Source organism: Variovorax sp. PAMC26660 (assembly GCF_014302995.1).
In the GTDB taxonomy this organism is placed as follows: Bacteria; Pseudomonadota; Gammaproteobacteria; order Burkholderiales; family Burkholderiaceae_C; genus Variovorax.
The window spans coordinates 2,092,555-2,114,923 of sequence record NZ_CP060295.1 but is presented as its reverse complement, the minus strand read 5'-3'; the positions used below and the strand labels follow the sequence as shown (position 1 = coordinate 2,114,923).

27 protein-coding genes and 1 tRNA gene are annotated in these 22,369 nt (G+C 64.5%); 16 read left to right on the top strand and 12 right to left on the bottom strand.

Annotation, left to right across the window (positions count from 1 at the left end):
- Positions 1-2 precede the first annotated feature (2 nt).
- The 12 genes from rplR to H7F35_RS10185 all read left to right on the top strand — a co-directional run bounded on the left by rplR (position 3) and on the right by H7F35_RS10185 (position 6,350).
- Positions 3-368 (top strand): 50S ribosomal protein L18, encoded by a 366-nt coding sequence (rplR, locus tag H7F35_RS10240; protein WP_042672913.1) that lies wholly within the window; start codon positions 3-5, stop codon positions 366-368.
- A gap of 18 nt (positions 369-386) precedes the next feature.
- Positions 387-905, top strand: coding sequence for a 30S ribosomal protein S5 (rpsE, locus tag H7F35_RS10235; RefSeq protein WP_013544109.1), 519 nt, complete (start codon positions 387-389; stop codon positions 903-905).
- 25 nt (positions 906-930) lie between these two features.
- Positions 931-1,116 (top strand): 50S ribosomal protein L30, encoded by a 186-nt coding sequence (rpmD, locus tag H7F35_RS10230; RefSeq protein ID WP_124464540.1) that lies wholly within the window; start codon positions 931-933, stop codon positions 1,114-1,116.
- A gap of 11 nt (positions 1,117-1,127) precedes the next feature.
- Positions 1,128-1,559, top strand: a complete 432-nt coding sequence (gene rplO / locus H7F35_RS10225; protein WP_013544108.1) for a 50S ribosomal protein L15 — start codon at positions 1,128-1,130, stop codon at positions 1,557-1,559.
- A gap of 27 nt (positions 1,560-1,586) precedes the next feature.
- Positions 1,587-2,900 (top strand): preprotein translocase subunit SecY, encoded by a 1,314-nt coding sequence (gene secY / locus H7F35_RS10220; protein ID WP_187112764.1) that lies wholly within the window; start codon positions 1,587-1,589, stop codon positions 2,898-2,900.
- 64 nt (positions 2,901-2,964) lie between these two features.
- Complete coding sequence (gene rpmJ, locus H7F35_RS10215; RefSeq protein ID WP_013544106.1) at positions 2,965-3,078, top strand: 50S ribosomal protein L36; 114 nt, start codon at positions 2,965-2,967, stop codon at positions 3,076-3,078.
- A gap of 23 nt (positions 3,079-3,101) precedes the next feature.
- Complete coding sequence (rpsM, locus tag H7F35_RS10210; RefSeq protein WP_093243005.1) at positions 3,102-3,467, top strand: 30S ribosomal protein S13; 366 nt, start codon at positions 3,102-3,104, stop codon at positions 3,465-3,467.
- Between the two features lie 12 nt (positions 3,468-3,479).
- Entirely contained in the window at positions 3,480-3,884 is a 405-nt protein-coding gene (rpsK, locus tag H7F35_RS10205; protein ID WP_009124825.1) for a 30S ribosomal protein S11, read from the top strand.
- Between the two features lie 129 nt (positions 3,885-4,013).
- A complete protein-coding gene (gene rpsD, locus H7F35_RS10200) occupies positions 4,014-4,637 on the top strand; it encodes a 30S ribosomal protein S4 (protein WP_187112763.1) in 624 nt (207 codons plus the stop codon).
- Between the two features lie 142 nt (positions 4,638-4,779).
- Entirely contained in the window at positions 4,780-5,769 is a 990-nt protein-coding gene (locus tag H7F35_RS10195) for a DNA-directed RNA polymerase subunit alpha (RefSeq protein WP_093059385.1), read from the top strand.
- Positions 5,770-5,856: 87 nt separating this feature from the next.
- Positions 5,857-6,255 (top strand): 50S ribosomal protein L17, encoded by a 399-nt coding sequence (gene rplQ, locus H7F35_RS10190; RefSeq protein ID WP_093243007.1) that lies wholly within the window; start codon positions 5,857-5,859, stop codon positions 6,253-6,255.
- An 18-nt stretch (positions 6,256-6,273) separates the two neighbouring features.
- Positions 6,274-6,350 (top strand) — tRNA-Met (locus tag H7F35_RS10185).
- A 101-nt stretch (positions 6,351-6,451) separates the two neighbouring features.
- Here H7F35_RS10185 and H7F35_RS10180 read toward each other — a convergent pair.
- The gene (locus tag H7F35_RS10180) at positions 6,452-7,099 is read right to left on the bottom strand and encodes an HD domain-containing protein (protein WP_410010770.1); all 648 of its coding nucleotides are present in this window, start codon (positions 7,097-7,099) and stop codon (positions 6,452-6,454) included.
- A gap of 111 nt (positions 7,100-7,210) precedes the next feature.
- Between H7F35_RS10180 and H7F35_RS10175 the strand changes: the two genes are divergently transcribed.
- Positions 7,211-8,188: a GlxA family transcriptional regulator gene (locus tag H7F35_RS10175; RefSeq protein ID WP_187112762.1), complete on the top strand. Its 978-nt coding sequence runs from the start codon at positions 7,211-7,213 to the stop codon at positions 8,186-8,188.
- A 27-nt stretch (positions 8,189-8,215) separates the two neighbouring features.
- Here H7F35_RS10175 and H7F35_RS10170 read toward each other — a convergent pair whose 3' ends face one another.
- Genes H7F35_RS10170 through H7F35_RS10145 form a run of 6 tightly spaced genes read right to left on the bottom strand, consistent with a single transcriptional unit; the run spans position 8,216 to position 15,153 of the window.
- Complete coding sequence (locus tag H7F35_RS10170) at positions 8,216-8,614, bottom strand: RidA family protein (protein WP_187112761.1); 399 nt, start codon at positions 8,612-8,614, stop codon at positions 8,216-8,218.
- Complete coding sequence (locus H7F35_RS10165) at positions 8,611-10,233, bottom strand: AMP-binding protein (RefSeq protein WP_187112760.1); 1,623 nt, start codon at positions 10,231-10,233, stop codon at positions 8,611-8,613. The genes H7F35_RS10170 and H7F35_RS10165 overlap by 4 nt, the downstream gene beginning before the upstream one ends.
- 5 nt (positions 10,234-10,238) lie before the next feature.
- Positions 10,239-11,432 carry an acyl-CoA dehydrogenase family protein gene (locus H7F35_RS10160; protein ID WP_187112759.1) on the bottom strand — a complete coding sequence of 398 codons (1,194 nt, stop codon included), beginning with the start codon at positions 11,430-11,432 and terminating at the stop codon, positions 10,239-10,241.
- A 4-nt stretch (positions 11,433-11,436) separates the two neighbouring features.
- The gene (locus H7F35_RS10155; protein WP_187112758.1) at positions 11,437-12,291 is read right to left on the bottom strand and encodes an enoyl-CoA hydratase family protein; all 855 of its coding nucleotides are present in this window, start codon (positions 12,289-12,291) and stop codon (positions 11,437-11,439) included.
- Positions 12,288-12,767: a MarR family winged helix-turn-helix transcriptional regulator gene (locus H7F35_RS10150; RefSeq protein ID WP_187112757.1), complete on the bottom strand. Its 480-nt coding sequence runs from the start codon at positions 12,765-12,767 to the stop codon at positions 12,288-12,290. Before H7F35_RS10150 ends, H7F35_RS10155 begins: the two co-directional genes overlap by 4 nt.
- A gap of 1 nt (position 12,768) precedes the next feature.
- On the bottom strand, positions 12,769-15,153 hold the full coding sequence (locus tag H7F35_RS10145) for a bifunctional salicylyl-CoA 5-hydroxylase/oxidoreductase (RefSeq protein WP_187112756.1): 2,385 nt from the start codon (positions 15,151-15,153) through the stop codon (positions 12,769-12,771).
- Positions 15,154-15,254: 101 nt separating this feature from the next.
- On the opposite strand from H7F35_RS10145, the gene H7F35_RS10140 reads away from it, so the two are divergent.
- Together H7F35_RS10140 and H7F35_RS10135 are read left to right on the top strand one after the other, a co-directional pair.
- The gene (locus tag H7F35_RS10140) at positions 15,255-16,523 is read left to right on the top strand and encodes a class I SAM-dependent methyltransferase (protein ID WP_187112755.1); all 1,269 of its coding nucleotides are present in this window, start codon (positions 15,255-15,257) and stop codon (positions 16,521-16,523) included.
- Positions 16,524-16,535: 12 nt separating this feature from the next.
- Positions 16,536-16,859 (top strand): DUF1840 domain-containing protein, encoded by a 324-nt coding sequence (locus tag H7F35_RS10135; RefSeq protein WP_187112754.1) that lies wholly within the window; start codon positions 16,536-16,538, stop codon positions 16,857-16,859.
- A 24-nt stretch (positions 16,860-16,883) separates the two neighbouring features.
- Here the strand turns inward: H7F35_RS10135 and H7F35_RS10130 are convergent, their stop codons facing one another.
- Both H7F35_RS10130 and H7F35_RS10125 read right to left on the bottom strand, forming a co-directional pair.
- A complete protein-coding gene (locus H7F35_RS10130; protein ID WP_187112753.1) occupies positions 16,884-17,906 on the bottom strand; it encodes a Bug family tripartite tricarboxylate transporter substrate binding protein in 1,023 nt (340 codons plus the stop codon).
- A 62-nt stretch (positions 17,907-17,968) separates the two neighbouring features.
- On the bottom strand, positions 17,969-18,898 hold the full coding sequence (locus H7F35_RS10125) for a LysR family transcriptional regulator (protein WP_187112752.1): 930 nt from the start codon (positions 18,896-18,898) through the stop codon (positions 17,969-17,971).
- A gap of 123 nt (positions 18,899-19,021) precedes the next feature.
- On the opposite strand from H7F35_RS10125, the gene H7F35_RS10120 reads away from it, so the two are divergent.
- Entirely contained in the window at positions 19,022-19,789 is a 768-nt protein-coding gene (locus tag H7F35_RS10120) for an SDR family oxidoreductase (protein ID WP_187112751.1), read from the top strand.
- On the opposite strand, the gene H7F35_RS10115 is transcribed toward H7F35_RS10120, so the two are convergent.
- The 3 genes from H7F35_RS10115 to H7F35_RS10105 are packed head-to-tail and all read right to left on the bottom strand — an operon-like array spanning position 19,777 to position 22,226.
- Positions 19,777-20,235 (bottom strand): MarR family winged helix-turn-helix transcriptional regulator, encoded by a 459-nt coding sequence (locus tag H7F35_RS10115; protein WP_187112750.1) that lies wholly within the window; start codon positions 20,233-20,235, stop codon positions 19,777-19,779. The two genes, H7F35_RS10120 and H7F35_RS10115, sit on opposite strands and share 13 nt — an antisense overlap.
- 12 nt (positions 20,236-20,247) lie before the next feature.
- Positions 20,248-21,213 carry an alpha-ketoacid dehydrogenase subunit beta gene (locus H7F35_RS10110; protein WP_187112749.1) on the bottom strand — a complete coding sequence of 322 codons (966 nt, stop codon included), beginning with the start codon at positions 21,211-21,213 and terminating at the stop codon, positions 20,248-20,250.
- The gene (locus H7F35_RS10105; protein ID WP_187112748.1) at positions 21,204-22,226 is read right to left on the bottom strand and encodes a thiamine pyrophosphate-dependent dehydrogenase E1 component subunit alpha; all 1,023 of its coding nucleotides are present in this window, start codon (positions 22,224-22,226) and stop codon (positions 21,204-21,206) included. The genes H7F35_RS10110 and H7F35_RS10105 overlap by 10 nt, the downstream gene beginning before the upstream one ends.
- Positions 22,227-22,369: the final 143 nt, after the last annotated feature.

Below are 22,369 nucleotides of genomic sequence, written 5' to 3'. Positions count from 1 at the left end.
TGATGTTGACCAAAAAAGCACAGCGCCTTCGCCGCTCGCGCCAGACCCGCATTCGCATCGCGACGCAGGGTGTGGCCCGTCTGACGGTGAACCGTACCAATCTGCACATCTATGCCACCGTCATCTCCGACGACGGCACCAAGGTGATTGCAACCGCATCGACGGCAGAAGCCGAAGTGCGTACCTCGCTCGGCGGTTCGGGCAAGGGCGGCAATGCCGCTGCAGCCACCGCCGTCGGCAAGCGCATCGCTGAAAAAGCGAAGGCTGCCGGCGTCGAGAAGGTCGCCTTCGACCGCGCAGGTTTCGCATACCACGGCCGCGTCAAGGCGCTGGCCGAGGCGGCTCGCGAAGCCGGTCTGCAGTTCTAACCGGACACGAGATTCAAAATGGCAAAGATTCAAGCAAGAACGCAGAACGAAGGCCCTGAAGACGGTTTGCGCGAGAAGATGATCGCGATCAACCGCGTCACCAAGGTGGTGAAGGGTGGTCGTATCCTCGGTTTCGCAGCACTCACCGTGGTGGGCGACGGCGAAGGCCGCGTCGGCATGGGCAAGGGCAAGTCGAAGGAAGTGCCTGCTGCCGTGCAGAAGGCAATGGAAGAAGCCCGTCGCAACCTGGCCAAGATCTCGATCAAGAACGGCACGCTGCATCACCGCGTGACGGGTCACCATGGCGCCGCTTCGGTCGTCATGATTCCCGCCCCGAAGGGTACCGGCATCATCGCTGGCGGCCCGATGCGCGCTGTTTTCGAAGTCATGGGCATCACCGACATCGTGGCCAAGAGCCATGGTTCGTCGAATCCCTACAACATGGTTCGCGCCACGCTCGACGGGTTGAAGAACTCGACGACCGCGTCCGCAGTGGCTGCCAAGCGTGGCCTGACCGTCGAAGAAATCTTCGCTTGAGCGCAAGCCTGAAAGAAGCATTCAAATGACGACGCAACAACAAACCCTCAAGGTGCAATTGGTCAAGAGCCCGATTGGCACCAAGGAATCGCATCGCGCGACCGTGCGTGGCCTCGGCCTGCGCAAGATCAACAGCGTGAGCGAGCTGCAAGACACCCCGGCGGTGCGCGGCATGATCAACAAGATCAGTTATCTGGTCAAAGTTCTGTAAGAGAGACTGATATGGAACTCAATGGCATCAAGCCGGCAGCCGGCGCCAAGCACGCGAAGCGTCGCGTCGGCCGTGGTATCGGCTCCGGCATCGGCAAGACCGCGGGTCGCGGTCACAAGGGTCAGAAGTCGCGCGCTGGCGGTTTCCACAAGGTCGGTTTCGAAGGCGGCCAAATGCCGCTGCAACGTCGCCTGCCCAAGCGTGGTTTCAAGTCGCACCTGCTGAAGTTCAACGCTGAAGTCACGCTGACTGCCCTCGAGCAGCTCGGCCTGGCCGAAGTGGATGTCCTGGCGCTCAAGCAAGCCGGCCTCGTGGGCCAGCTCGCCAAGGTCGTCAAGATCATCAAGACCGGTGAACTCACCAAAGCCGTCAAGCTGACGGGCGTGGGCGCAACCGCTGGTGCCAAGGCTGCGATCGAAGCAGCCGGCGGCAGCATCGCCTGATCACCTTCGGACTGAAAGAAGTTCTTCGTGGCAACTAACGCGGCAACGATCGCAAAAACAGGCAAATTCGGCGACCTCCGTCGTCGGCTCGTCTTTTTGCTGCTCGCGCTCGTGGTCTATCGGGTCGGCGCGCACATTCCTGTGCCGGGTATCAACCCGGACCAGCTGGCAGCGTTGTTCCAGGGCCAGCAGGGCGGCATTCTGAGCCTGTTCAACATGTTCTCGGGCGGGGCGCTGTCGCGCTTCACCGTGTTCGCGTTGGGGATCATGCCGTACATCTCGGCGTCGATCATCATGCAGTTGATGACCTACGTGCTTCCGACCTTCGAGCAATTGAAGAAGGAAGGCGAGGCCGGTCGCCGCAAGATCACGCAGTACACGCGCTACGGCGCGCTGGGTCTGGCACTGTTCCAGTCGTTCAGCATTGCAGTGGCTCTCGAATCGTCGGCTGGTCTGGTCATCGCCCCCGGTTTTGGCTTCCGCCTGACCGCCATGGTGAGTCTGACGGCTGGTTCGATGTTCCTGATGTGGCTCGGCGAGCAGATCACCGAACGCGGTCTGGGCAATGGCATCTCGATCCTGATCTTTGCAGGTATCGCGGCTGGCTTGCCCAACGCCATCGGTGGCTTGGCTTCGCTGGTGACGACTGGTGCAATGAATCCGATCATTGCGCTCTTCATCATCGCGGTCGTGGTGCTGGTCACCTACTTCGTGGTGTTCGTCGAACGCGGTCAGCGCAAGATCCTCGTGAACTATGCGCGGCGCCAGGTCGGCAACAAGGTCTACGGCGGCCAGTCGTCGCACCTGCCCTTGAAGCTGAACATGGCTGGTGTGATTCCGCCGATCTTCGCTTCGTCGATCATCCTGCTGCCCGCAACGGTGGTTGGCTGGTTCAGCACCGGTGAAGGTGGCTTCCGCTGGATCAAGGACATTGCCGGCGCTCTGCGTCCGGGTGAGCCGATCTACGTGCTGCTGTATGCCGCTGCGATCGTTTTCTTCTGCTTCTTCTACACGGCACTCGTGTTCAACAGCAAGGAAACGGCCGACAACCTGAAGAAGAGTGGTGCATTCATTCCTGGCATTCGCCCGGGTGATCAGACCGCTCGCTATATCGACAAGATTCTGGTTCGCCTGACGTTGGCCGGCGCGGTGTATATCACCTTCGTCTGCCTGCTGCCCGAGTTCCTGATCCTGAAGTACAACGTGCCGTTCTACTTCGGTGGTACCTCCCTGCTGATCATCGTGGTTGTCACGATGGACTTCATGGCCCAGGTGCAAAACTACATGATGTCTCAGCAGTACGAATCGCTGCTGAAGAAGGCCAACTTCAAGACATCGTAGGGCTGTGTTTCAGTATTGAGTCCGGGCGGTAGACCGCCACGTTAAACAGTTTTAGGAGAATGAAATGAGAGTTTCGGCTTCGGTCAAAACCATCTGCCGTAATTGCAAGGTCATCCGCCGTAAAGGTGTGGTGCGTGTGATTTGCACCGACCCGCGCCACAAGCAGCGCCAGGGTTGATTGAAGAGTATTAGAGGACGCACATGGCACGTATTGCTGGCATCAACATCCCGCCGCACAAGCACGCTGAAATCGGCCTGACCGCCATTTTCGGTATCGGACGCACCCGCGCCCGTCAAATCTGCGAAGCGAGCGGCATCGAATATTCGAAGAAGATCAAAGATCTGACCGACGGCGATCTCGAGAAGATCCGTGACCAGATCGCTCTGTTCACGATCGAAGGCGATCTGCGTCGCGAGACGACGATGAACATCAAGCGTTTGATGGACATCGGTTGCTATCGCGGCTTCCGTCACCGTCGCGGCCTGCCGATGCGCGGCCAGCGCACGCGCACCAATGCCCGCACCCGCAAGGGTCCGCGCAAGGCCGCGCAGTCCCTGAAGAAATAAGGATAGACCAGCATGGCTAAAGCACCTGCAAACAACGCCGCACAGCGCGTTCGCAAGAAGGTTCGCAAGAACGTTGCGGACGGTATCGCCCACGTGCATGCCTCGTTCAACAACACCATCATCACGATCACCGATCGCCAGGGCAATGCCCTGTCGTGGGCTTCGTCGGGTGGCCAGGGCTTCAAGGGCTCGCGCAAGTCGACCCCGTTCGCTGCGCAGGTGGCTTCCGAAGTTGCCGGCCGTGCTGCTGTCGAACAAGGTATCAAGAACCTCGACGTCGAGATCAAGGGCCCCGGTCCTGGTCGCGAATCGTCGGTGCGCGCATTGGCTGCGCTCGGCATCCGGATCAATTCCATTGCCGACGTGACGCCCGTTCCGCACAACGGCTGCCGTCCCCAGAAGCGTCGCCGCATCTGATCGTCAGACCGCAAGGCGCAGCCAGCTTTCGAGCGGCTGCGCATTTGTTTTTTAACTAAGCCCACCGCCATTCGCGTCTCGCAGATGGCTCCCGCAGGCAACTGCGGCAGATGACATAAAGGAAAACTCGTGGCACGCTACCTCGGCCCCAAGGCCAAACTTTCCCGCCGTGAAGGCACCGACCTGTTCCTGAAGAGCGCCCGTCGCTCCATTCAAGACAAGGCCAAGTTCGATTCCAAGCCCGGCCAACACGGTCGTACTTCGGGTCAGCGCACGTCGGACTACGGTCTGCAACTGCGCGAAAAGCAGAAGGTCAAGCGCATGTACGGCGTGCTGGAAAAGCAATTCCGCCGCTACTTCGAAGAAGCTGACCGTCGCCGTGGCAACACCGGCGCCAACCTGCTGTTCATTCTCGAATCGCGCCTGGACAACGTCGTCTACCGCATGGGCTTCGGCTCGACCCGCGCTGAAGCACGTCAACTCGTGTCGCACAAGGCGATCACGGTGAACGGCCAGTCGGTCAACATCCCGTCGTACCTGGTCAAGACCGGCGACGTGATCGCTGTGCGCGACAAGTCGAAGAAGCAGACCCGCATTGCCGAAGCGCTCCAGCTCGCCCAACAAGTCGGTATCCCGGCTTGGGTCGAAGTGAACGCCGACAAGGGCGAAGGTGTCTTCAAGAAGGTGCCTGATCGCGACGAATTCGCCGCCGACATCAACGAATCGCTGATCGTCGAACTGTATTCGCGTTGATTTTTTCTACCCGCACCCGCCCTGTGGCGCGTGCGGGAGATTGTTATTGTTGTTCACGTTCCTGCCCCGTGCTTTGCCGCGGGTCAGGTGCTTCACCAGCCTTACCGGTGTAACGAGCCGGGGGTATTGAGAGGAAGTCTGCATGCAAACCACCCTGCTGAAACCCAAGACCATCCAGGTCGAGCAACTTGCCCCCAACAAGGCCAAGGTTACGCTCGAACCTTTCGAGCGCGGCTACGGCCACACGCTCGGCAACGCGCTGCGTCGCGTTCTGCTGTCGTCCATGGTCGGCTACTCGGCCACCGAAGTCACGATCGCTGGCGTTCTGCATGAGTACTCGTCGATCGACGGCGTGCAGGAAGATGTCGTCAACATCCTGCTGAATCTCAAGGGCGTGGTGTTCAAGCTCCACAACCGCGACGAAGTCACGCTGAGCCTGCGCAAGGACGGCGAAGGCCCGGTCCTGGCGTCGGACATCCAGACTCCGCACGATGTCGAGATCATCAATCCTGACCACGTGATCGCGCACCTGTCGCAAGGCGGCAAGCTCGACATGCAGATCAAGGTTGAAAAGGGTCGCGGCTATGTGCCCGGCACGATGCGCCGCTACGCGGACGAGCCGACCAAGTCGATTGGCCGTATCGTTCTCGACGCGTCGTTCTCGCCCGTCAAGCGCGTGAGCTACACGGTCGAAAGCGCCCGTGTCGAACAGCGTACCGACCTGGACAAGCTGCTGGTCGAGATCGAAACCAACGGTGCGATCACTGCTGAAGATGCAGTGCGCGCTTCGGCTAAAATCCTGGTCGAACAGCTCGCAGTGTTTGCGCAGCTCGAAGGCGGCGAACTGGCTGCATTCGATGCACCGGCACCGCGCAGTGCTCAGCAATTCGATCCGATCCTGCTGCGCCCTGTCGACGAGCTCGAACTCACCGTGCGTTCGGCCAATTGCCTGAAGGCCGAAAACATCTACTACATCGGTGACCTGATCCAGCGCACCGAGAACGAGTTGCTCAAGACCCCGAACCTGGGTCGCAAGTCGCTCAACGAAATCAAGGAAGTCCTCGCTTCGCGCGGCCTGACCTTGGGTATGAAGCTTGAAAGCTGGCCGCCGGCCGGCCTCGACAAGCGTTGATTTTTGTTTTGAATTGAGCCCCTGAGGGCTCGTGCCCGGGCAGTACCTGATACGGCTGCCTGTTTAATAAAGTAAAGGAAAAGCACCATGCGTCACGGACACGGACTTCGCAAACTCAACCGCACCAGCTCGCACCGCCTTGCGATGCTGCAGAACATGATGAATTCGCTCATCGAGCACGAAGTCATCAAGACCACGGTCCCCAAGGCCAAGGAACTGCGCCGCGTCATCGAACCGATGATCACGCTCGCCAAGAAGCCCACGCTCGCCAACAAGCGCCTGGCTTTCGACCGCCTGCGTGACCGCGACAGCGTAGTCAAGCTCTTCGCCGATCTGGGTCCGCGTTTCGCGGCTCGTCCAGGCGGCTACACGCGTATCCTGAAAATGGGTTTCCGCGTGGGCGACAACGCGCCGATGGCTCTGGTCGAACTGGTCGACCGTCCTGAAATTAAAGAAGCAGATGCCGCCCAAGGCGCTGCAGAATAAGATATAATTCCATCTTGCCGCGCGATGGAGCAGCCTGGTAGCTCGTTGGGCTCATAACCCAAAGGTCGCAAGTTCAAATCTTGCTCGCGCAACCAATTTAAAAGGCCCTTTGATTTTCAAAGGGCCTTTTTTCTTTGCTCGATGAATCGAATGAATCAAGCCCTCGCAACGAGGGCTTTTTAATTTCTCGAATTTCTCAGCCGTGCCAAGCCGAGCAACGGATCACGCTGCAGAAGTTGCCCCGGTGGAAGTGCGGCTCCTTGTCCGCGATCACATCCGCCTTGACGTTGCCGAAGGTGCTCTCCGGCTTGTGTTTGATGCCGTCGTAGAAGGCCTGGATGATGTCTTCCTTGAAGTGCTCGCTGCGTGGATGCGCATGCACGACCTGCGTGCGCTCCGCCTCGCTGTACTCCGGATAAGTCAGGCCCAGCACGTCCATCTCGACGCCGGCGGTTACCAAGGCCACCACCGGGTGCATGTGCTGCGGGATTCCCGGTGTCGTGTGCAGCGCGATCGAAGTCCAGACCAGGTCGACATCCTGCTGAGAGATCCCGTGGCCGCGCAGAAAATCGCGTGCCACATTCGCGCCATCGACCTCGAAGCGCTCGTGCGTGCTGCTGTGGGCCTTCAGCAGCCCCATGTCGTGGAACATCGCGCCCGCATACAGCAGCTCAGGGTCGAAGATCAGGCCGCGATGCTTTCCAGCCAGCGCACCGAAGTAGTAGACGCGGCTCGAGTGATGAAACAGCAGCGGCGGCGCCGCGTCCCGAACCAGCTCCGTGATCTCGCGCGCGAGCTTGCTGTCGGGGATGCGCACCCCTTCAATGGTTGTCGTCAAAGCCATGTGGATTTCTCCTGTGAGTGTGAGAACAACTTTAGGAGTGGGCTACAGTGGCTTCAATGGTCGTGAAACGACGAATCAAGCCATTGCATCGCTGAAAGAGACGCAGACGCCATGAGAGCAACCACCAAGACCATCGCGATCCTGGCCATGCCGGGGGCTCAACTGCTGGACGTGTCGGGCCCGCTCGACGTGTTCGCCGAAGCCAATGTGCAGTCGGGAACGGATGCCTACAGGTTGCTTGTCATTGCGAGCCGACCGGGCCCGATTCGCAGCTCTTCCGGCGTGCGTTTGATGCCCGATGCGGTCGTCGGCGAGGAAATCGAAAGCCCGATCCACACCCTGCTCGTTGCCGGCACGCCGCACGCCGCGAGCGCCGCCTCCAACACTGGCGTGAACGCCTGGCTGCGCAAGCTCACGCCCAAGGTGCGCCGATTCGGCTCAGTCTGCAGCGGTGCTTTCATCCTTGCGCAGGCTGGGCTCCTGAACGGCCGCCGCGTGACCACGCATTGGGCCGTGGCCGATCAACTGGCCCGCGACTTCCCTTCAGTCACCGTCGACGCTGACGCCATTCACGTGCGCGACGGCCGGCTGCGCACAGCCGCCGGCGTGACTGCCGGCCTTGATCTGTCCCTGGCTCTCGTCGAGGAAGATCTCGGCCGCGAGGTCGCCGTGAAAGTCGCGGCTCAACTCGTGATGTTCTTCAAGCGCCCGGGCGGCCAGATGCAATTCAGCCGCAAAGGCGAAGCCGCACCCACGGGCCGGTCCGCATTGCAGGAAGTGCAACGCTGGATTGCGGCGAATCCGGCGATGGACCACAGCGTGGCCAGTCTTGCAAGTCGGATGGGCCTCAGCGGCCGTCACTTCGCACGCCTGTTCAGCCAGGAAGTAGGCGTCACGCCGGCAGTGTGGGTGGAAGAAACACGCGTGGCCACTGCACGCCGCCTGCTGGAAGCGGGAGGTGCCGCACCCAAGCAGGTGGCATCCCAATGCGGATTCGCCGATGTCGACACTTTGCGTCGCGCATTCCAGCGCCAGGTCGGCATCACGCCGGCGGAGTACCGCAAGCGCTACGCGCACGCCATCGATTGACGACGACGCAGCGCGGAGAAGGCGCGATCAGTCCGGAATGACCGCCGTCACTTCGATCTCGATCTTCGCGCGGTGCTCGACCAGTGCCGCGACCTGCACGCAGGTCATGGCCGGGAAGTTGCGCCCCATCGCATCGCGGTACACCGGGCCCAGCTCCGAAAGACGGCGGCTGTACTCGTCGCGGTCGGTCACGTACCAGGTCATGCGCACCATGTGCTCAGGGCCCGCGCCACCCGCACGCAACACCTCGGCGATGTTGCGCAGCGCCTGGCCGCATTGGTCGATGAAGTCGTCCGACTCGAACTGCTGCTGTGCGTTCCAGCCGATCTGGCCGCCGACGAACAGCGTCGTGCCGCGCGCGGCGACACCGTTCGCGTAGCCCTTGGGAGGCAACCAGCCCTCGGGCTGAAGGAGTTTGTGGATCATGGTGTGGTGTTCAGTTGTCTCAGTTTGAAGCGCTGGAGCTTGCCGGTCTCCGTGCGTGGCAGCACGGTCACGAACTCGATCTCCCGCGGATATTTGAACGGCGCGATCGTTGCCTTCACGTGGTCCTGCAGCGCCTTCACCAGTGCTGCATCGCCTTCGTTGCCCGGCTTGAGCACGCAGAAGGCCTTGACGATCATGCCCCGGTCGGCGTCGGGCTTGCCGATCACGCCGCACTCGGCCACGGCCGGGTGCTTGAGCAGCGCGTCCTCGACCTCGGGGCCGCCGACGTTGTAGCCGGCGGTGATGATCATGTCATCGGCGCGCGCCTGGTAGAAGAAGTAGCCGTCGTCGTCCTGCACGAAGGAATCGCCGGGGTAGTTCCAGCCGTTCTTCACGTAGTCGCTCTGGCGCGGATCGTCCAGGTAGCGGCAACCGACCGGCCCTTGCAATGCAAGCTTGCCGACGGTGCCGTGCGGCACTTCGTTGCCTTCGTCATCCACCACTTTCGCGGTGAAGCCCGGCACCGCCTTGCCGACCGCACCTTTGCGCACCTGGTCGCCAGCGGCAGAAATGTAGATGTGGAACACCTCGGTGCCGCCGATGCCGTCGAGCATCTCGATGCCGGTGGTTTCCTTCCAGAGCTGGCGTGTCGCGTCCGGCAGGGCCTCGCCCGCGCTCACGCTGATGCGCAGGCCTGGCATGCCGTGTTGCCGCACGAAGGGCGCCATCTGGCGATAGAAGGTCGGTGCCGTGTAGCAGATGGTCGCGCCGACCTGGTTGATCAGCTTCACCAGCCCCTCGGGCGTGAATGGCGCGTCGGCAAAGTGCACCGAGGCTCCCGCCCACATCGGAAAGATCAGCAGGCCGCCGAGCCCGAAGGTGAAGGCCAGCGGCGGCGAACCCACCACGATGTCGTCGCTGCGTGCCTGCAGCACGTGGCGCGGCCAGGTCTCGCACATCGCGAGCACGTCGCGGTGCGTGGTGACCGGCGCTTTCGGCTTGCCGGTGGTGCCTGAAGTGAAGGCGAGCAGCGCGATGTCGTCGGCCGCCGTCGGACACGCCGTGAACACGCCACTCTTGCCTGCCGCGCGCGCGGACAGCGAATCGGCCGCGTCGGGCTTGTTGAATGCAATCACCGTGGCGAGCACCGGGTGCGCCTGCTGCGCCATCACCAGTTCGTCGAGCAGTCGCCCGTCGCACAGTGCGGCCACGGGGCGCGACTTCTCGATGATCTCGCCCAGCTCCTTGGCGCGCAGCAGCGGCATGGTCGCCACCGCGATCAGCCCGGCCTTGACCACCGCGAGCCATGCCAGTGCCATTGCGACCGAGTTGCCGCCACGCAGCAGCACGCGATTGCCGGGCACGAGGCCGAGGTCTTCCGTCAGTACCTGCGCGATGCGATTGACCTCGACCGCAGCCTGCGCATACGTGAGCGTGCCTTGCGGCGATCGCAGCATCGGCTTGTCGCCGAAACCCTTCGCGACTGCCTTGTCGAGCAGCTCCTCCACCAGGTTCAACTGATCGGGCAGTTGAAGCTCGGGCAGGTCATAACGAAAAACCGGCAACTGCTGTGCAGGCGGCAGGCGGTCGTGAACGAAGCGGTCGACTTGGGCAGACACAGTATTTATCCCCGCAGAACGGATTTGCCGATGATCAGTTGTTGAACCTCCGTCGCGCCTTCGTAAATGCGCAGCGAGCGGATGTCGCGGTAGAGGCTTTCAATCTTCGTGCCAACCTTCACGCCCAGGCCGCCGTGCATCTGCAGTGCCATGTCGATCACGCGGCTTGCGTTTTCGGTGGCGCACATCTTGGCCATTGCTGCGGCGGCCGACACGTCGCCCACTGCGGGTGCACCGCGCTGCTCGGCGTCGTCGCGCATCCATGCGGCGCGGTAGGTGAGCAATGCGGCGCTGTCGATCAACGCAGCCATCTCGCCGAGCTTGGCTTGCGTGAGCTGAAAGTCGGCGAGCGTCTGGCCGAACATGCGGCGGCCCTTGGCATGCGCAATCGCTTCGGCCAGTGCCCGGCGTCCCATGCCGAGCGCGGCAGCGGCAACCGATGCACGGAAGATGTCGAGCGTGCGCATCGCCAGCTTGAAGCCGCCGTTCAGTTCGCCCAGCTGCGCCGTGCGCGGCACGACACAGTTGTCGAAGCGCAGCGTGGCCAGCGGGTGCGGTGCCATCACGTCGATGTGCTCCGAGGTGTCCAGGCCGGGCGTGGTCGCATCGACGATGAACACGGTGATGCCGCGCGTGCCGCCGGTCGGGTCGGTCTTGGCGAACACGCAGTAGAAGTCGGCGATGCCGCCGTTGCTGATCCAGGTCTTCTGGCCGTTCAACAGCCAGCCGTCGGCTGTAGTTTCAGCGCGCATTGCCATCGCGGCCACGTCCGAGCCCGCATCGGGCTCGCTGAGTGCGAAGGCTGCGATCTTGTCGCCCTTGCCCACGGCTGTCAGGTACTGCGATTGCTGCTCTGGCGTGCCTGCGAGCGTGATCGCACCGCTGCCCAGCCCCTGCATTGCAAAAGCGAAGTCGGCCAGCGGCGAGTGGTAGCCGAGCGTTTCGCGCAGCAGCACCAGCGCACGTGAATCGAGGCGCTCCAGCGCGCCGCCTGCGCTGCCCGGCACGGCATAACGCAGCCAACCACCGTCGCCCAGGCGGCGTACCCATTCGCGGCAGGCCGCGCGGTCGTCTCGCTCATCGATCTCCTGTGCTGCGCACCAGGGCAGCAAGTCTTGCGCGAGCGCGCGATGCGCTTCATCGAAGAACGGCAGCGCAAGGTGTGCTGTCGAAGGCGGTGCGGGGATCTTGGTCATCATGGCTTCAGTCCCCGCCGAACACCGGCTTGCGCTTGGCCGCGAAGGCTTCGTACGCACGCTTGAAATCTTCGGTCTGCATGCAGATGGCCTGCGCCTGGGCTTCGGCTTCGATCGCCTGGTCGATGGTCATCGACCATTCCTGCGCCAGCATGGTCTTGGTCATGCCGTGCGCGAAGCTCGGACCTTCGGCCAACTCGCGCGCCACCTTGGTGGCGGCGTCGAGCAATGCATCGCTTTCGTGCAGCGCATTGAAGAAGCCCCAGGCGTGGCCTTCCTGCGCAGTCATCGCGCGGCCGGTGAACAGCAGCTCCGACGCACGGCCCTGGCCGATCACGCGCGGCAGCAGCGCACACGCACCCATGTCCGCGCCGGCGAGGCCCACGCGGGTGAAGAGAAACGCCGTGCGTGTCAAAGGCGAACCGTAGCGCAGGTCGCAGGCCAACGCGATCATTGCGCCGGCACCGGCGCACACGCCGTCGATGGCGCCGACGATCGGCTGCGGGCATGCGCGGATTGCCTTCACCAGGTCGCCGGTCATGCGCGTGAATTCGAGCAGCTCGGGCATGCGCATGCCGGTGAGCGGGCCGATGATCTCGTGCACGTCCCCGCCCGAGCAGAAGTTGCCGCCCGCTCCGGTGATCACGATCACCTTCACGTCGGTGGCGTAGGTCAGCGCGCGGAACAGGTCACGCAGCTCGGCGTACGAATCGAAGGTCAGCGGATTCTTGCGCTCGGGCCGGTTCAGCGTGACGGTGCCGACGCCCGCTTCATAGTGCCATGCGAAGTGCGTGGCCTTGTAGTCGGCCTTTGCTTCGAATTGCGCGCGCATGGGATTGCTTGCGCCGATGTAGTGCTTCATTCGGTCTCCGCCATCAATTGGTTGTGTGAGTGTTGCTTGACCTTGCCGAGCAGCTTGTGAAGCTGCGCGATCTCTTTGCTGTTGAGGCCCGAGAAGGCCCCGACGATCCAGTCTTCGTGTTGCTGCGCCATCTCGTTGAAGAGCTTGCGGCCCCGTGGGGTGAGGCGTACGCGCCAGGCGCGGCGGTCGCCTTCGACGTTGATGCGCTCGACCAGCCCTTCGGTCACGAGCTGATCGGTGATGCCGGTGACGTTGCCGCCGGTCACCATCATCCGGCGCGAAAGCTCGTTCATCTTCAGACCGTCGGGCGAGCGTTCGAGTTGCGACATCAGGTCGAAGCGCGGCAGCGTGGTCGTGAACTGCGAGCGCAGTTCGTTGCGCACCTGCTTCTCGATGAGCTGGGTGCAGGTGAGCAACCGCAGCCAGAGCCGCAGGGCTTCAGGGTGTTCGCTGTGCGCGCGCGCTTCGAGGTCCATGTCAGTGTGTCTCCTCGGGGTTGGGCGCAACGGCCAGCGCAGCGTTGGCCGCGGCGATCTGTTGCTGCTTGGCGATCTCGCGGTACATCTGGTCGCGGCCGCTCAGGTACTGCTTGGGCCAGTCGACGTCGCGGCTTTGCAGCTTGGCAGCTTCATGCAGGGTCCATGCGGGGTCGGCGAGGTGCGGACGCGCGATGGCGCACAGGTCGGCGCGGCCGGCCGCGATGATGCTGTTGGCCTGGTCCGCATCGGTGATCGCGCCGACGGCGATGGTCGAGATGCCGACTTCGTTGCGGATGCGGTCCGAGAACGGCGTCTGGTACATGCGTCCGTAGATCGGCTTGGCGGCGCGCGTGGTCTGGCCGGACGACACGTCGATGAAGTCGGCGCCGGCTTCCTTGAAGAGGCGCGCGACGATGACTGCATCGGCATCGGTGTTGCCGCCCGGTGCCCAGTCGTGGGCGGAGATGCGCACGCTCATCGGCTTGTCTTGCGGCCACACGGCGCGCATGGCGCGGAACACTTCGAGCGGATAGCGGCAGCGCGCTTCGATGTCGCCGCCGTATTCGTCAGTGCGCTGGTTCGTGAGCGGGCTGATGAAGGCCGACAGCAGGTAGCCGTGCGCACAGTGCAGTTCGAGCCAGTCGAAACCGCATTCGACCGTACGGCGCGTGGAATCGACGAACTGCTCGCGCAGCGTGTTCATCTCGGCGCGCGTGATCGCGGCCGGCAGCTGATTCTGTTCGCCGTAGGGCAGTGCGCTGGCGCCGAGCACCGGCCAGTTGCCATCTTCCAGCGGTTCGTCGGTGCCTTCCCAGCCCACACGCGTAGAGCCCTTGGGGCCGCTGTGGCCGAGCTGCATTGCGATCTTCGCGCTCGATTGCGTGTGCACGAAATCGACGATGCGCTTGAAGGCCACCTGCTGCGTGTCGTTGTACAGGCCGGTGCAGGCCGGCGTGATGCGGCCTTCGGGCGTCGGGCTCGTCATTTCGACGAACACCATTGCGGCGCCGCCGAGCGCGCGCGCGCCCAGGTGCACCAGCAGGAAGTCTTGTGGCACGCCGTCGACCGCGCTGTAGGTGGCCATCGGCGATACCAGGATGCGGTTCTTCAGCGTGAGCCCGCGCACCTTGTACGGCATCAGCATCGGGGCCATCGCCTTGCCGCCAGCGAGCCACTGCTCGTAGCCGCCGAGCCATTGCGTGTCGCGCACGCGCAGGTTCTCGTGGCTGATGCGTTGCGAGCGGGTGAGCAGCGAGTAGGCGAACTGTTCGATCTCCATGCCCGTGTAGCGCGGCACGTTCTCGAACCACTCGGTCGAGTTGCGCGCGGCGTTCTGGATCTTCAGCACTTCGACACTGCGGCGTGCCTCGTAGCCTTCGAGCACATGGTCGAGCGTGCCGCCCTGCTCGAATTCGTTCGCGAGGTCGATGGCGTCTTCCAGCGCGAGCTTGGTGCCCGAACCGATAGAGAAGTGCGCCGTGTGCGCCGCGTCGCCCATCAGCACCACGGGCACCGAGCGGCCATTGACGTCGATGCGGTGCGTCCAGCGCTCGCACACCACGCGCGGAAAGCGGATCCAGTTGGCCGAGCCGCGCAGGTGCGTGGCATTGCTGATCAGCGAATGGCCGCCCAGGTACTTCGCAAACAGCTTCTCGCAGAAGGCCACAGCTTCGGGCTGCTCCATCTGGTCGAGGCCGTGGGCCTTCCACACGGCTTCGGGCGTCTCCACGATGAAGGTCGATGTCTTGTCGTCGAACTGGTAGGCATGCGCCTGGAACCAGCCATGCTCGGTCTCCTCGAACGCGAAGGTGAAGGCGTCGAAGGTCTGGTTGGTTCCGAGCCATACGAAGCGGCACTCGCGCAGGTCGACGTCGGGCTTGAACACGTCGGCGTAGCGCTGGCGGATACGGCTGTTGAGGCCGTCGCTGGCAATGACGAGGTCGGCGTTGTACTTCGCGGCAATCGCCTGGTCGTCGGTGGCGTCGGTCTCGAACACGAGGTCGACGCCCAGCGCGAGGCAGCGCTCCTGCAGGATGTTCAGCAGCCGCTTGCGTCCGATGCCGCAGAAGCCGTGGCCGCCCGAGCGCACCTGGCGGCCCTTGAAGAACACCTGGATGTCGTCCCAGTGATGGAATTCGTTTCCGATCAGCGCTGCGGTGTCAGCGTCGGCCGCCTTGAGGTTGCCGAGCGTCTGGTCGCTCAGCACCACGCCCCAGCCGAAGGTGTCGAAAGGCCGGTTGCGTTCCACCACGGTGATCTGCAGCGCCGGGTTGCGCGCCTTCATCAACAGGGCGAAATAGAGGCCGGCCGGCCCGCCGCCGATGCACAGGATGCGTTGAAGGTCCGAGGCTGGAACGGGATGGGCGGGGCTGAGGCTGTTCATGGTTGAATAGTTTAGACATAAACAATCTGCTGTCAATCCTGATTGGTTCCAGCCGTTCGGTGGGGATGCAAAGCCTTGTAAAAATCAATACCATGGGCCCCATGCAAAACTTGATACCCAAGATCGAGTCGCAGCTGGCTTCGCTGCCCGTGCCCATCGCACTGGAATTGCCCGACGGACGACGTGTCGCCCAGGCGGGTTCGCGTGTGACGCTGGCTTTCAAGGAATGGTCGATCCTTGCCAAGCTGGCTGCGCGGCAGGTCGGCGCCATCGGCGAGGCGTATGTCGAGGGCAAGGTGCAGATCGAGGGCGCGATGCGCGACCTGATCGACGCCACCGTCGGCATGCTGCCCGGCAATCCGGCGGAGACCGATACCGGTTGGTGGAGCCGCCTGCAGCACATGGCCAAGTCGCACGGCTCGCATTCGCTGCGCAAGGATGCGGCCCAGATCGAGTTCCACTACGACGTTTCCGACGACTTCTATGCGCTGTGGCTCGATCCGCGACGGGTCTATTCATGTGCGTACTTCCGTACGCCCGACCTCACGCTGGCGCAGGCACAGGAAGCCAAGCTCGACCACATCTGCCGCAAGCTGATGCTGCAGCCGGGCGAGCGCTATCTGGACATCGGCTCAGGCTGGGGCGCGCTGCTGCTGTGGGCGGCCGAGCACTACGGCGTCGATGCGACCGGTATCACGCTGTCGAAGAACCAGCATGCGTATGTGCAGCGCCTGATTGAAGAGAAAGGCCTGCAGGGCCGCGTGCGCGTCGAGCTGCGCGACTACCGCGAGCTGTCAGTCGACCAGCCGTTCGACAAGATCTCGTCGGTCGGCATGTTCGAGCATGTGGGCGCGGCCAACATGCCGACCTACTTCCGCAAGATCCATTCGCTGCTCAAGCCCGGTGGCCTGGTCATGAACCACGGCATCACCTCGGGCGAGCTCAACTACCGGCAACTGGGCGCGGGCATGGGCGACTTCATCGAGAAGTACATCTTCCCCGGCGGCGAGCTGCTGCACGTGACGCACGTGTTGCGCGAAACAGCGGCGGCCGGCCTGGAGATGGTCGACACCGAGAGCCTGCGCCCGCACTACGCGCGCACGCTCTGGGCCTGGTCGGACGCGCTCGAAGCGCAACTGGACACGGCGCTCCAGGTGCTGCAGCGCAGCGGTGGCCGGCAGGCCGAGAACGCCGAGCGCGTGTTGCGCGCCTACCGCCTCTACCTTGCGGGCTCGGCCATGAGTTTCGAGCAGGGATGGATCTCGCTGCACCAGATGCTTTCCATCAAGCCCGACGGCAAGGTCGAACATGGCGTTTTGCGCGGTGCGCAATCGGTGTACCCTTTTGCCCGTGATTACATCTACAAGTGAGTGAAAAACACCATGCTCTATCGCTTCCAGTCCCGGGCCTCCGCTGATTTCGTGATGCTCGAAGTGCATGCGCGGCAGCTGCTCGACATCGTCGGCAAGTCGGTGGCGCCCCAGGGCATCATCACGGTCGAGCAGATCCCCGGCGCCATTTCCGCGCTTGAAGGCGCGTTGGCGCGCGAAGGCAGCAACACCCACAACCACGACGACTACGCGGTCGAAGGCCATGCCGCCGACGCCGAGAAGCAGCATGTAGGACTGCACCAGCGTGCAGCCCCCCTGCTTCACATGCTCAAGGATTCACTGGCCGAGAAGAAGGACGTGACCTGGAAGACCTGAGGCCAGGCCTCAAGCTTCTTGTTGTCAGTCGACCTTTGCGCCGGAGTCCTTGACCACCTTCGCCCACTTCACGTGCTCGCTGGCAATCAGCTTCGTGAAGTCGGCCGGTGAATTGCCGCTCGGGATCGCGCCCTGGGCGAGCATCTTTTCCTTGATGGCGGGGGTGCCGAGCGACTTGGCCACTTCCTGCTGAATCCGGTTCACGATCTCGGGCGAGGTGCCGGCCGGTGCCAACAGACCGAACCACGAGCTTGCCTCGTAGCCCTTGAGCGACGGGCCGCCCACTTCTTCCACCGTCGGAATGTCGGGCAGCGCCGGCGAACGCTGTGCGCTGGTCACGGCCAGCGCGGTCAGCTTGCCGGCCTTGATCTGCGCCATCGACGAGGGCAGGTTGTCGAACATCACATCGGCGTTGCCGCCCACCATGTCCAGCAGCGCCGGGCCAGAGCCCTTGTACGGAATGTGCGCCATGAAGGTGCCCGTCATGCTCTTGAACAGCTCGCCTGCCAGGTGGATCGACGTGCCGCTGCCGCTTGACGCCATGTTGAGCTTGCCCGGGTTGGCCTTGGCGTACTTGATGAAGTCCTGCACGTTGCGGATGTTCAGCGTCCTGGCTTTCTCGGCGTTCATTTCCATCACGTTCGGCACCGCCGCCACCAGTGTGACGGGCGCGAAGTCCTTGATCGGATCGAAAGGCAGCTTGGGGTACAGCGCGCGGTTGATGCCGTGCGTGCCCACCGTGCCCATCAGCAGCGTGTAGCCGTCGTTGGGCGCGCGCGCCACGATCTCGGCGCCCAGGTTGCCGCCCGCGCCACCGCGGTTGTCGACGATGAACTGCTGGCCGAAGGCCTTCGAGAGTTCGGGCGCGATCGCACGCGCCAGGATGTCGGTGGTGCCGCCGGCCGCAAAGGGCACGACGATGCGCACCGGCTTGGTCGGCCAGGCGTGCTGGGCCCACGAAGGAGCGGCCATCAGGGTAAGGGCCGTGGCGACCGAGGTTGCCAGCGCGGAGCGGCGATTCAATGTGAAGAATGAGAGAGAAGTCATGCGCGCGGTTGTACATGGGAGCGCCATGCGCGTCGCGGGTAAAAACCCCGTGGAGTTGTTGCCTATGCGACCTGCATCCGCTGCGCGAAGCGTTCGTTGCGAAAGCGCTCCAGCACGAAGTCGATGAACACGCGTGTCTTCGGCGGCAGCAGTTTCTTGCTCGGGTAGTACAGCCACACGGCGCCCGTGTCCTGATGCCATTCGGGCAGCAGCCGCACCAGTTCGCCGCTGCGCAGGCCGCGCTCGACAAAAGGCATCGGCAGCATCGCCGCGCCCAGTCCCATCAGCGCCGCATGCGCAATGGCTTCGGGGTCGTTGAAGATCGCGCGCGGTCTCGGCAGATCGACCGTGGCTTCTTCGCCGCTCGCAGCATGCCGCAAGGTCCAGCTGCGCAGCCGGCCGGTGGGCGAGGAGCGCCGCAGCAGCGTGTCGAGCCCGCCCAGGTCGGCAGGTTGCGCGGGCAGCGCGCGCCCCTGCAGGTACGCCGGCGAGGCCACCGCCACCACATGGATGCGCGACAGCTCGCGCGCCACCAGCCCGGCCGACAGCTCGATGCCGCCGCCGATGGCCGCGTCGAAACCTTCGCCCACCAGGTCCACCTGCTGGTTGTCGAAATGCCAGTCCGGCAGGATGGCCGGATAGCGCGTGAGGAAGTCACCCATCATGGGCAGCACATGCTCGCGCCCGAAGGCCTGGCCCATGCTCACCTTCAGCGTGCCGGCGGGCTGGCCGTCGTCCTTGTCGATGCCGGCCACCGCCGCCTGCAGCGTGGCGAGCGCGCCACCGATCTGCGCCAGGAAGCGTTCACCGCCCTCGGTCAGCGTCAGGCGGCGCGTGCTGCGCTGGAACAGCCGCACGCCGAGCCGCGCCTCCAGCCGCGCCACGTTCTTGCTGACCGCTGCAGGTGTGAGGCCCAGGCGCCGCGCGGCGGCCGAGAAGCTGCCGCCTTCCGCGCTCTGCACGAAGGATTCGAGGTGATTGAGCGGTTCCATGGCCGCATTTTCTTCCTCATCTTCAACCACTGGTTGAATTTGATTGCGCCAATTGATGGCTACCGGGAAAGGAATGGAATCCCGACACTGAAGTCATTCCTCCCCACATCGATCGGAAAAATCATGGCTTCCAACGCTTCTTCCACCTCCTCTCCCGTCCTGGCCGGCAAGGTCGCATTCGTCACCGGCGGTTCGCGCGGCATCGGCGCGGCCATCGTGCGCCGGCTGGCGCGCGACGGCGCCGCCGTGGCCTTCACCTATGTCAGCGCGCAGGCCGAAGCCGACACGCTGGCCGGCGAAATCAAAGCCGCCGGCGGCCGGGCGTTGGCCATTCGTGCCGACGCCGGCGATGCCGCCGCGCTGTCGGCCGCCATTGCACAGGGCGCGCGCGCCTTCGAGCGGCTCGACATCCTGGTGAACAACGCCGGCGTCTATCTCGGCGGCGATCTCGACACTTTCTCGCTCGAAGACTTCGACCGCACCATCGACGTCAACGTGCGCGCCGTGTTTGTGGCCACACAGGTCGCCGCGCGCCACATGGGCGACGGCGGGCGCATCGTCAACATCGGCAGCATCAACGCCGAGCGGGTGCTGGATGCGGGCGCCAGCGTCTACGCGATGAGCAAGGCCGCCATCGTCGGCCTCACGCGCGGCCTGGCGCGCGATCTGGGCGCGCGCAGCATCACCGTGAACAACGTGCAGCCCGGCCCGGTCGATACCGCCATGAACCCCGCCACCGGTCCGCGTGCCGCCTCGATGCACGACGTGATGGTGCTGCCGCGCCATGGCCGCGCCGAAGAAATCGCCGGCATGGTCGCCTACCTCGTGGGCCCGGACGGGGGCTTTGTCACCGGTGCCAGCCTGAGCGTGGACGGCGGCTACACCGTCTGATCGTCACGGTCCGGCGCGGCGCCGTCGGACACGCGCTCCACCGCCCGGATCAGTGTGTCGAGCGTGGCGCTCATGCGGGCCAGCTCATCGGCATCGACGCCGGCGAACAGCTCGGCCTCGCGCTGCCGGCCGAGCGCGCCCACGGTTTCATGCAGCGCCTTGCCGGCCGCCGTGAGGTAGAGCCGGCTGCTGCGCTGGTCGGTCGGGTCGCCGTGGCGCTGCACGCGCTTGTGGCGTTTCAGGCCGGCAAGCGCGCGGCTCACCGCCATCTTGTCGAGCCCCGTCTGGTCGGCGACCTGCGTGGCATTGAGCCCCGGCTGCGCGCCGAGCACCGCCATCGCGCGCCACTCGTTCAGCGTGAGCTGGTGCTCCCGGCCCACGCGTTCATGGAACGGCCGCGCCGTGAGGTTGACCACCCGCACCAGCTTGAAGAACAGCGGGTCCACGGTCCAGCGCCGTCAGTCGATCAGTTTTTTCGCCGCAGCCACGACAGCCTGCGTGCCGATGCGCGACTGCGCCTCCAGCATCGGCGCATAGCCGACCGGAATGCGCGGCGCGCCCAGCCGGGCCACACGGCAGCCCGTCGCCTCCGCCGCGCTGGCCGCGATCTCGGCGCCGAAGCCCGCGGCCTGCACCGCCTCGTGCACCACCAGCAGCCGACCGGTGCGCGCGCACGACGACAGCACCGTCTCGCGGTCCCACGGCCAGAGCGTGCGCAGGTCGATCAGGTCGACCGCGATGCCTTCAGCCGCGAGCGCCTCGCAGGCGGCGGCGCACACCTGCATCTGCCGGCTCCAGCTCACCAGCGTGAGCGCGTTGCCTTCGCGCACCCGCGCGGCTTGGCCCAACGGCACGGCGATGTCTTCGTCGACATCGCCGCGCAGGCCCCACAGCGTCTTGTGCTCGATGTAGACGACCGGGTCGCCGCACTGCAGCGCGGCGCGCAGCAGGCCGTAGTTGTCCTGCGGCGTCGACGGGCTCACCACCACCACGCCCGGCAGGTGCGCAAACCAGGCTTCGAGCGACTGCGAATGCTGCGCCGCCGAGGCGTCCCAGATGCCGCCGGGCATGCGCGCCACCAGCGGCACGCGGCCCTGGCCGCCGAACATGAAGCGGTTCTTGGCAGCCTGGTTCACCAGCTCGTCCATGCCGCACAACGCGAAGTCGACCACGCGCATCTCGACCACCGGCCGCAGGCCCGCGAGCGCCATGCCCACGCCGGCGCCCATGATCGCGGCCTCGCTGATCGGCGTGTCGATCACGCGTTCGGCGCCGAAGGTCTGCTGCAGCCCCTTGTACTGGCCGAAGATGCCGCCACGGCCCACGTCTTCGCCGAGCACGACCACGCGCGCATCGGCTTCCATCTCGCGCTGGACCGCAAGAACCGCGGCCTCGGAATAACTCAGTTCTTTCTTCAGTGCCATTGGCCCGCTCCGATGGTCTGCACGTCGGTGAAGGCGGCGCTGGCGTCGGGCCAGGGCGCGGCATCGGCCACGGCCAGCGCGGTGTCGACTTCGTCGCGCGCCGCGTTCTCGATGGCGTCGAGCGTCGCGGCGGCGATGCCCGTGGAAAGAAGATGCCCGCGCGCCCGCGCGATCGGGTCCGTCTCCAGCGCGGCGGCCAGTTCGGCCGGGTCGCGGTAGGCCGCGAGGTCGACCGACACGTGGCCCTTCACGCGGTAGGTCAGCGCATGCAGCAGGCGCGGCCCGCCACCGACGCGCACCTCGCCCACCAGCCGCGCGGCGGTTTCGTGCACCGCGAACACGTCGTTGCCGTCGACCTGCGTGGCCGCGATGTCCATCGACGCGGCGCGCGCCGATGCGCCGTCGCCGGCCGTCATCGGGCCGCTCGCGGTGGTCGCGCTCCAACGGTTGTCTTCGCATACGAAGAGCACCGGCAGCTCGTACACGCGCGCCCAGTTCAGCGCTTCGAGAAAGGGGCCTCGGTTGATGGCGCCATCACCGAAGAAGCAGACCGTGATGTCGTCGCCTTTCTTCAGCAGCTTCTGCGCATGCGCCGCCCCCACGGCTATCGGCAACCCCGCCGCGACGACGCCGTTGGCGCCGAGCATGCCGACCGAAAAATCGGCGATGTGCATCGAGCCGCCCTTGCCGCCGTTGAAACCCGTGGCTTTGCCGAACAGCTCGCACATCATCCGCGTGAGGTCGGCGCCCTTGGCCAGCGTGTGGCCGTGGCCGCGATGGGTGGAGGTGAGGTAGTCGCTCGTGCGCAGGTGCGCGCAGACGCCGGCCGGCACGGCCTCCTGGCCGGTCGAGAGGTGCAGCGGCCCGCGCACCTTGGCGGCGCCGGCGGCCTGCTGGCCAAAGGCGCTCACACCGCCCTGGCTGGCCGTTTCGGCGGCGTTCTCGAAGGCGCGGATGCGCACCATGACGCGGTACAGCGCCTCGCCGGCGCGGCCTGGAATGCTCGAGTCCATCTTGTCTCCAACGCCCTTGGGATCAGCGCTTTGACAAAAATCGTATCAAACGAGATGGAATGGAGGCAGCGGGCTTACCCCGGCAGGGCTGCTGCATCGTGCGCCGCACCCGAGGGAAAACTCTGGGGACAGTTTCGGCACAA

Bases quoted from the DNA above. Each gene is read 5' to 3' on its own strand.
- rplR (WP_042672913.1), top strand. From the start codon at position 3: ATGTTGACCAAAAAAGCACAGCGCCTTCGCCGCTCGCGCCAGACCCGC.
- rpsE (WP_013544109.1), top strand. From the start codon at position 387: ATGGCAAAGATTCAAGCAAGAACGCAGAACGAAGGCCCTGAAGACGGT.
- rpmD (WP_124464540.1), top strand. From the start codon at position 931: ATGACGACGCAACAACAAACCCTCAAGGTGCAATTGGTCAAGAGCCCG.
- rplO (WP_013544108.1), top strand. From the start codon at position 1,128: ATGGAACTCAATGGCATCAAGCCGGCAGCCGGCGCCAAGCACGCGAAG.
- rpmJ (WP_013544106.1), top strand. From the start codon at position 2,965: ATGAGAGTTTCGGCTTCGGTCAAAACCATCTGCCGTAATTGCAAGGTC.
- rpsM (WP_093243005.1), top strand. From the start codon at position 3,102: ATGGCACGTATTGCTGGCATCAACATCCCGCCGCACAAGCACGCTGAA.
- rpsK (WP_009124825.1), top strand. From the start codon at position 3,480: ATGGCTAAAGCACCTGCAAACAACGCCGCACAGCGCGTTCGCAAGAAG.
- H7F35_RS10195 (WP_093059385.1), top strand. From the start codon at position 4,780: ATGCAAACCACCCTGCTGAAACCCAAGACCATCCAGGTCGAGCAACTT.
- rplQ (WP_093243007.1), top strand. From the start codon at position 5,857: ATGCGTCACGGACACGGACTTCGCAAACTCAACCGCACCAGCTCGCAC.
- H7F35_RS10180 (WP_410010770.1), bottom strand. From the start codon at position 7,099: ATGGCTTTGACGACAACCATTGAAGGGGTGCGCATCCCCGACAGCAAG.
- H7F35_RS10175 (WP_187112762.1), top strand. From the start codon at position 7,211: ATGAGAGCAACCACCAAGACCATCGCGATCCTGGCCATGCCGGGGGCT.
- H7F35_RS10170 (WP_187112761.1), bottom strand. From the start codon at position 8,614: ATGATCCACAAACTCCTTCAGCCCGAGGGCTGGTTGCCTCCCAAGGGC.
- H7F35_RS10160 (WP_187112759.1), bottom strand. From the start codon at position 11,432: ATGATGACCAAGATCCCCGCACCGCCTTCGACAGCACACCTTGCGCTG.
- H7F35_RS10155 (WP_187112758.1), bottom strand. From the start codon at position 12,291: ATGAAGCACTACATCGGCGCAAGCAATCCCATGCGCGCGCAATTCGAA.
- H7F35_RS10150 (WP_187112757.1), bottom strand. From the start codon at position 12,767: ATGGACCTCGAAGCGCGCGCGCACAGCGAACACCCTGAAGCCCTGCGG.
- H7F35_RS10145 (WP_187112756.1), bottom strand. From the start codon at position 15,153: ATGAACAGCCTCAGCCCCGCCCATCCCGTTCCAGCCTCGGACCTTCAA.
- H7F35_RS10140 (WP_187112755.1), top strand. From the start codon at position 15,255: ATGCAAAACTTGATACCCAAGATCGAGTCGCAGCTGGCTTCGCTGCCC.
- H7F35_RS10135 (WP_187112754.1), top strand. From the start codon at position 16,536: ATGCTCTATCGCTTCCAGTCCCGGGCCTCCGCTGATTTCGTGATGCTC.
- H7F35_RS10130 (WP_187112753.1), bottom strand. From the start codon at position 17,906: ATGACTTCTCTCTCATTCTTCACATTGAATCGCCGCTCCGCGCTGGCA.
- H7F35_RS10125 (WP_187112752.1), bottom strand. From the start codon at position 18,898: ATGGAACCGCTCAATCACCTCGAATCCTTCGTGCAGAGCGCGGAAGGC.
- H7F35_RS10120 (WP_187112751.1), top strand. From the start codon at position 19,022: ATGGCTTCCAACGCTTCTTCCACCTCCTCTCCCGTCCTGGCCGGCAAG.
- H7F35_RS10110 (WP_187112749.1), bottom strand. From the start codon at position 21,213: ATGGCACTGAAGAAAGAACTGAGTTATTCCGAGGCCGCGGTTCTTGCG.
- H7F35_RS10105 (WP_187112748.1), bottom strand. From the start codon at position 22,226: ATGGACTCGAGCATTCCAGGCCGCGCCGGCGAGGCGCTGTACCGCGTC.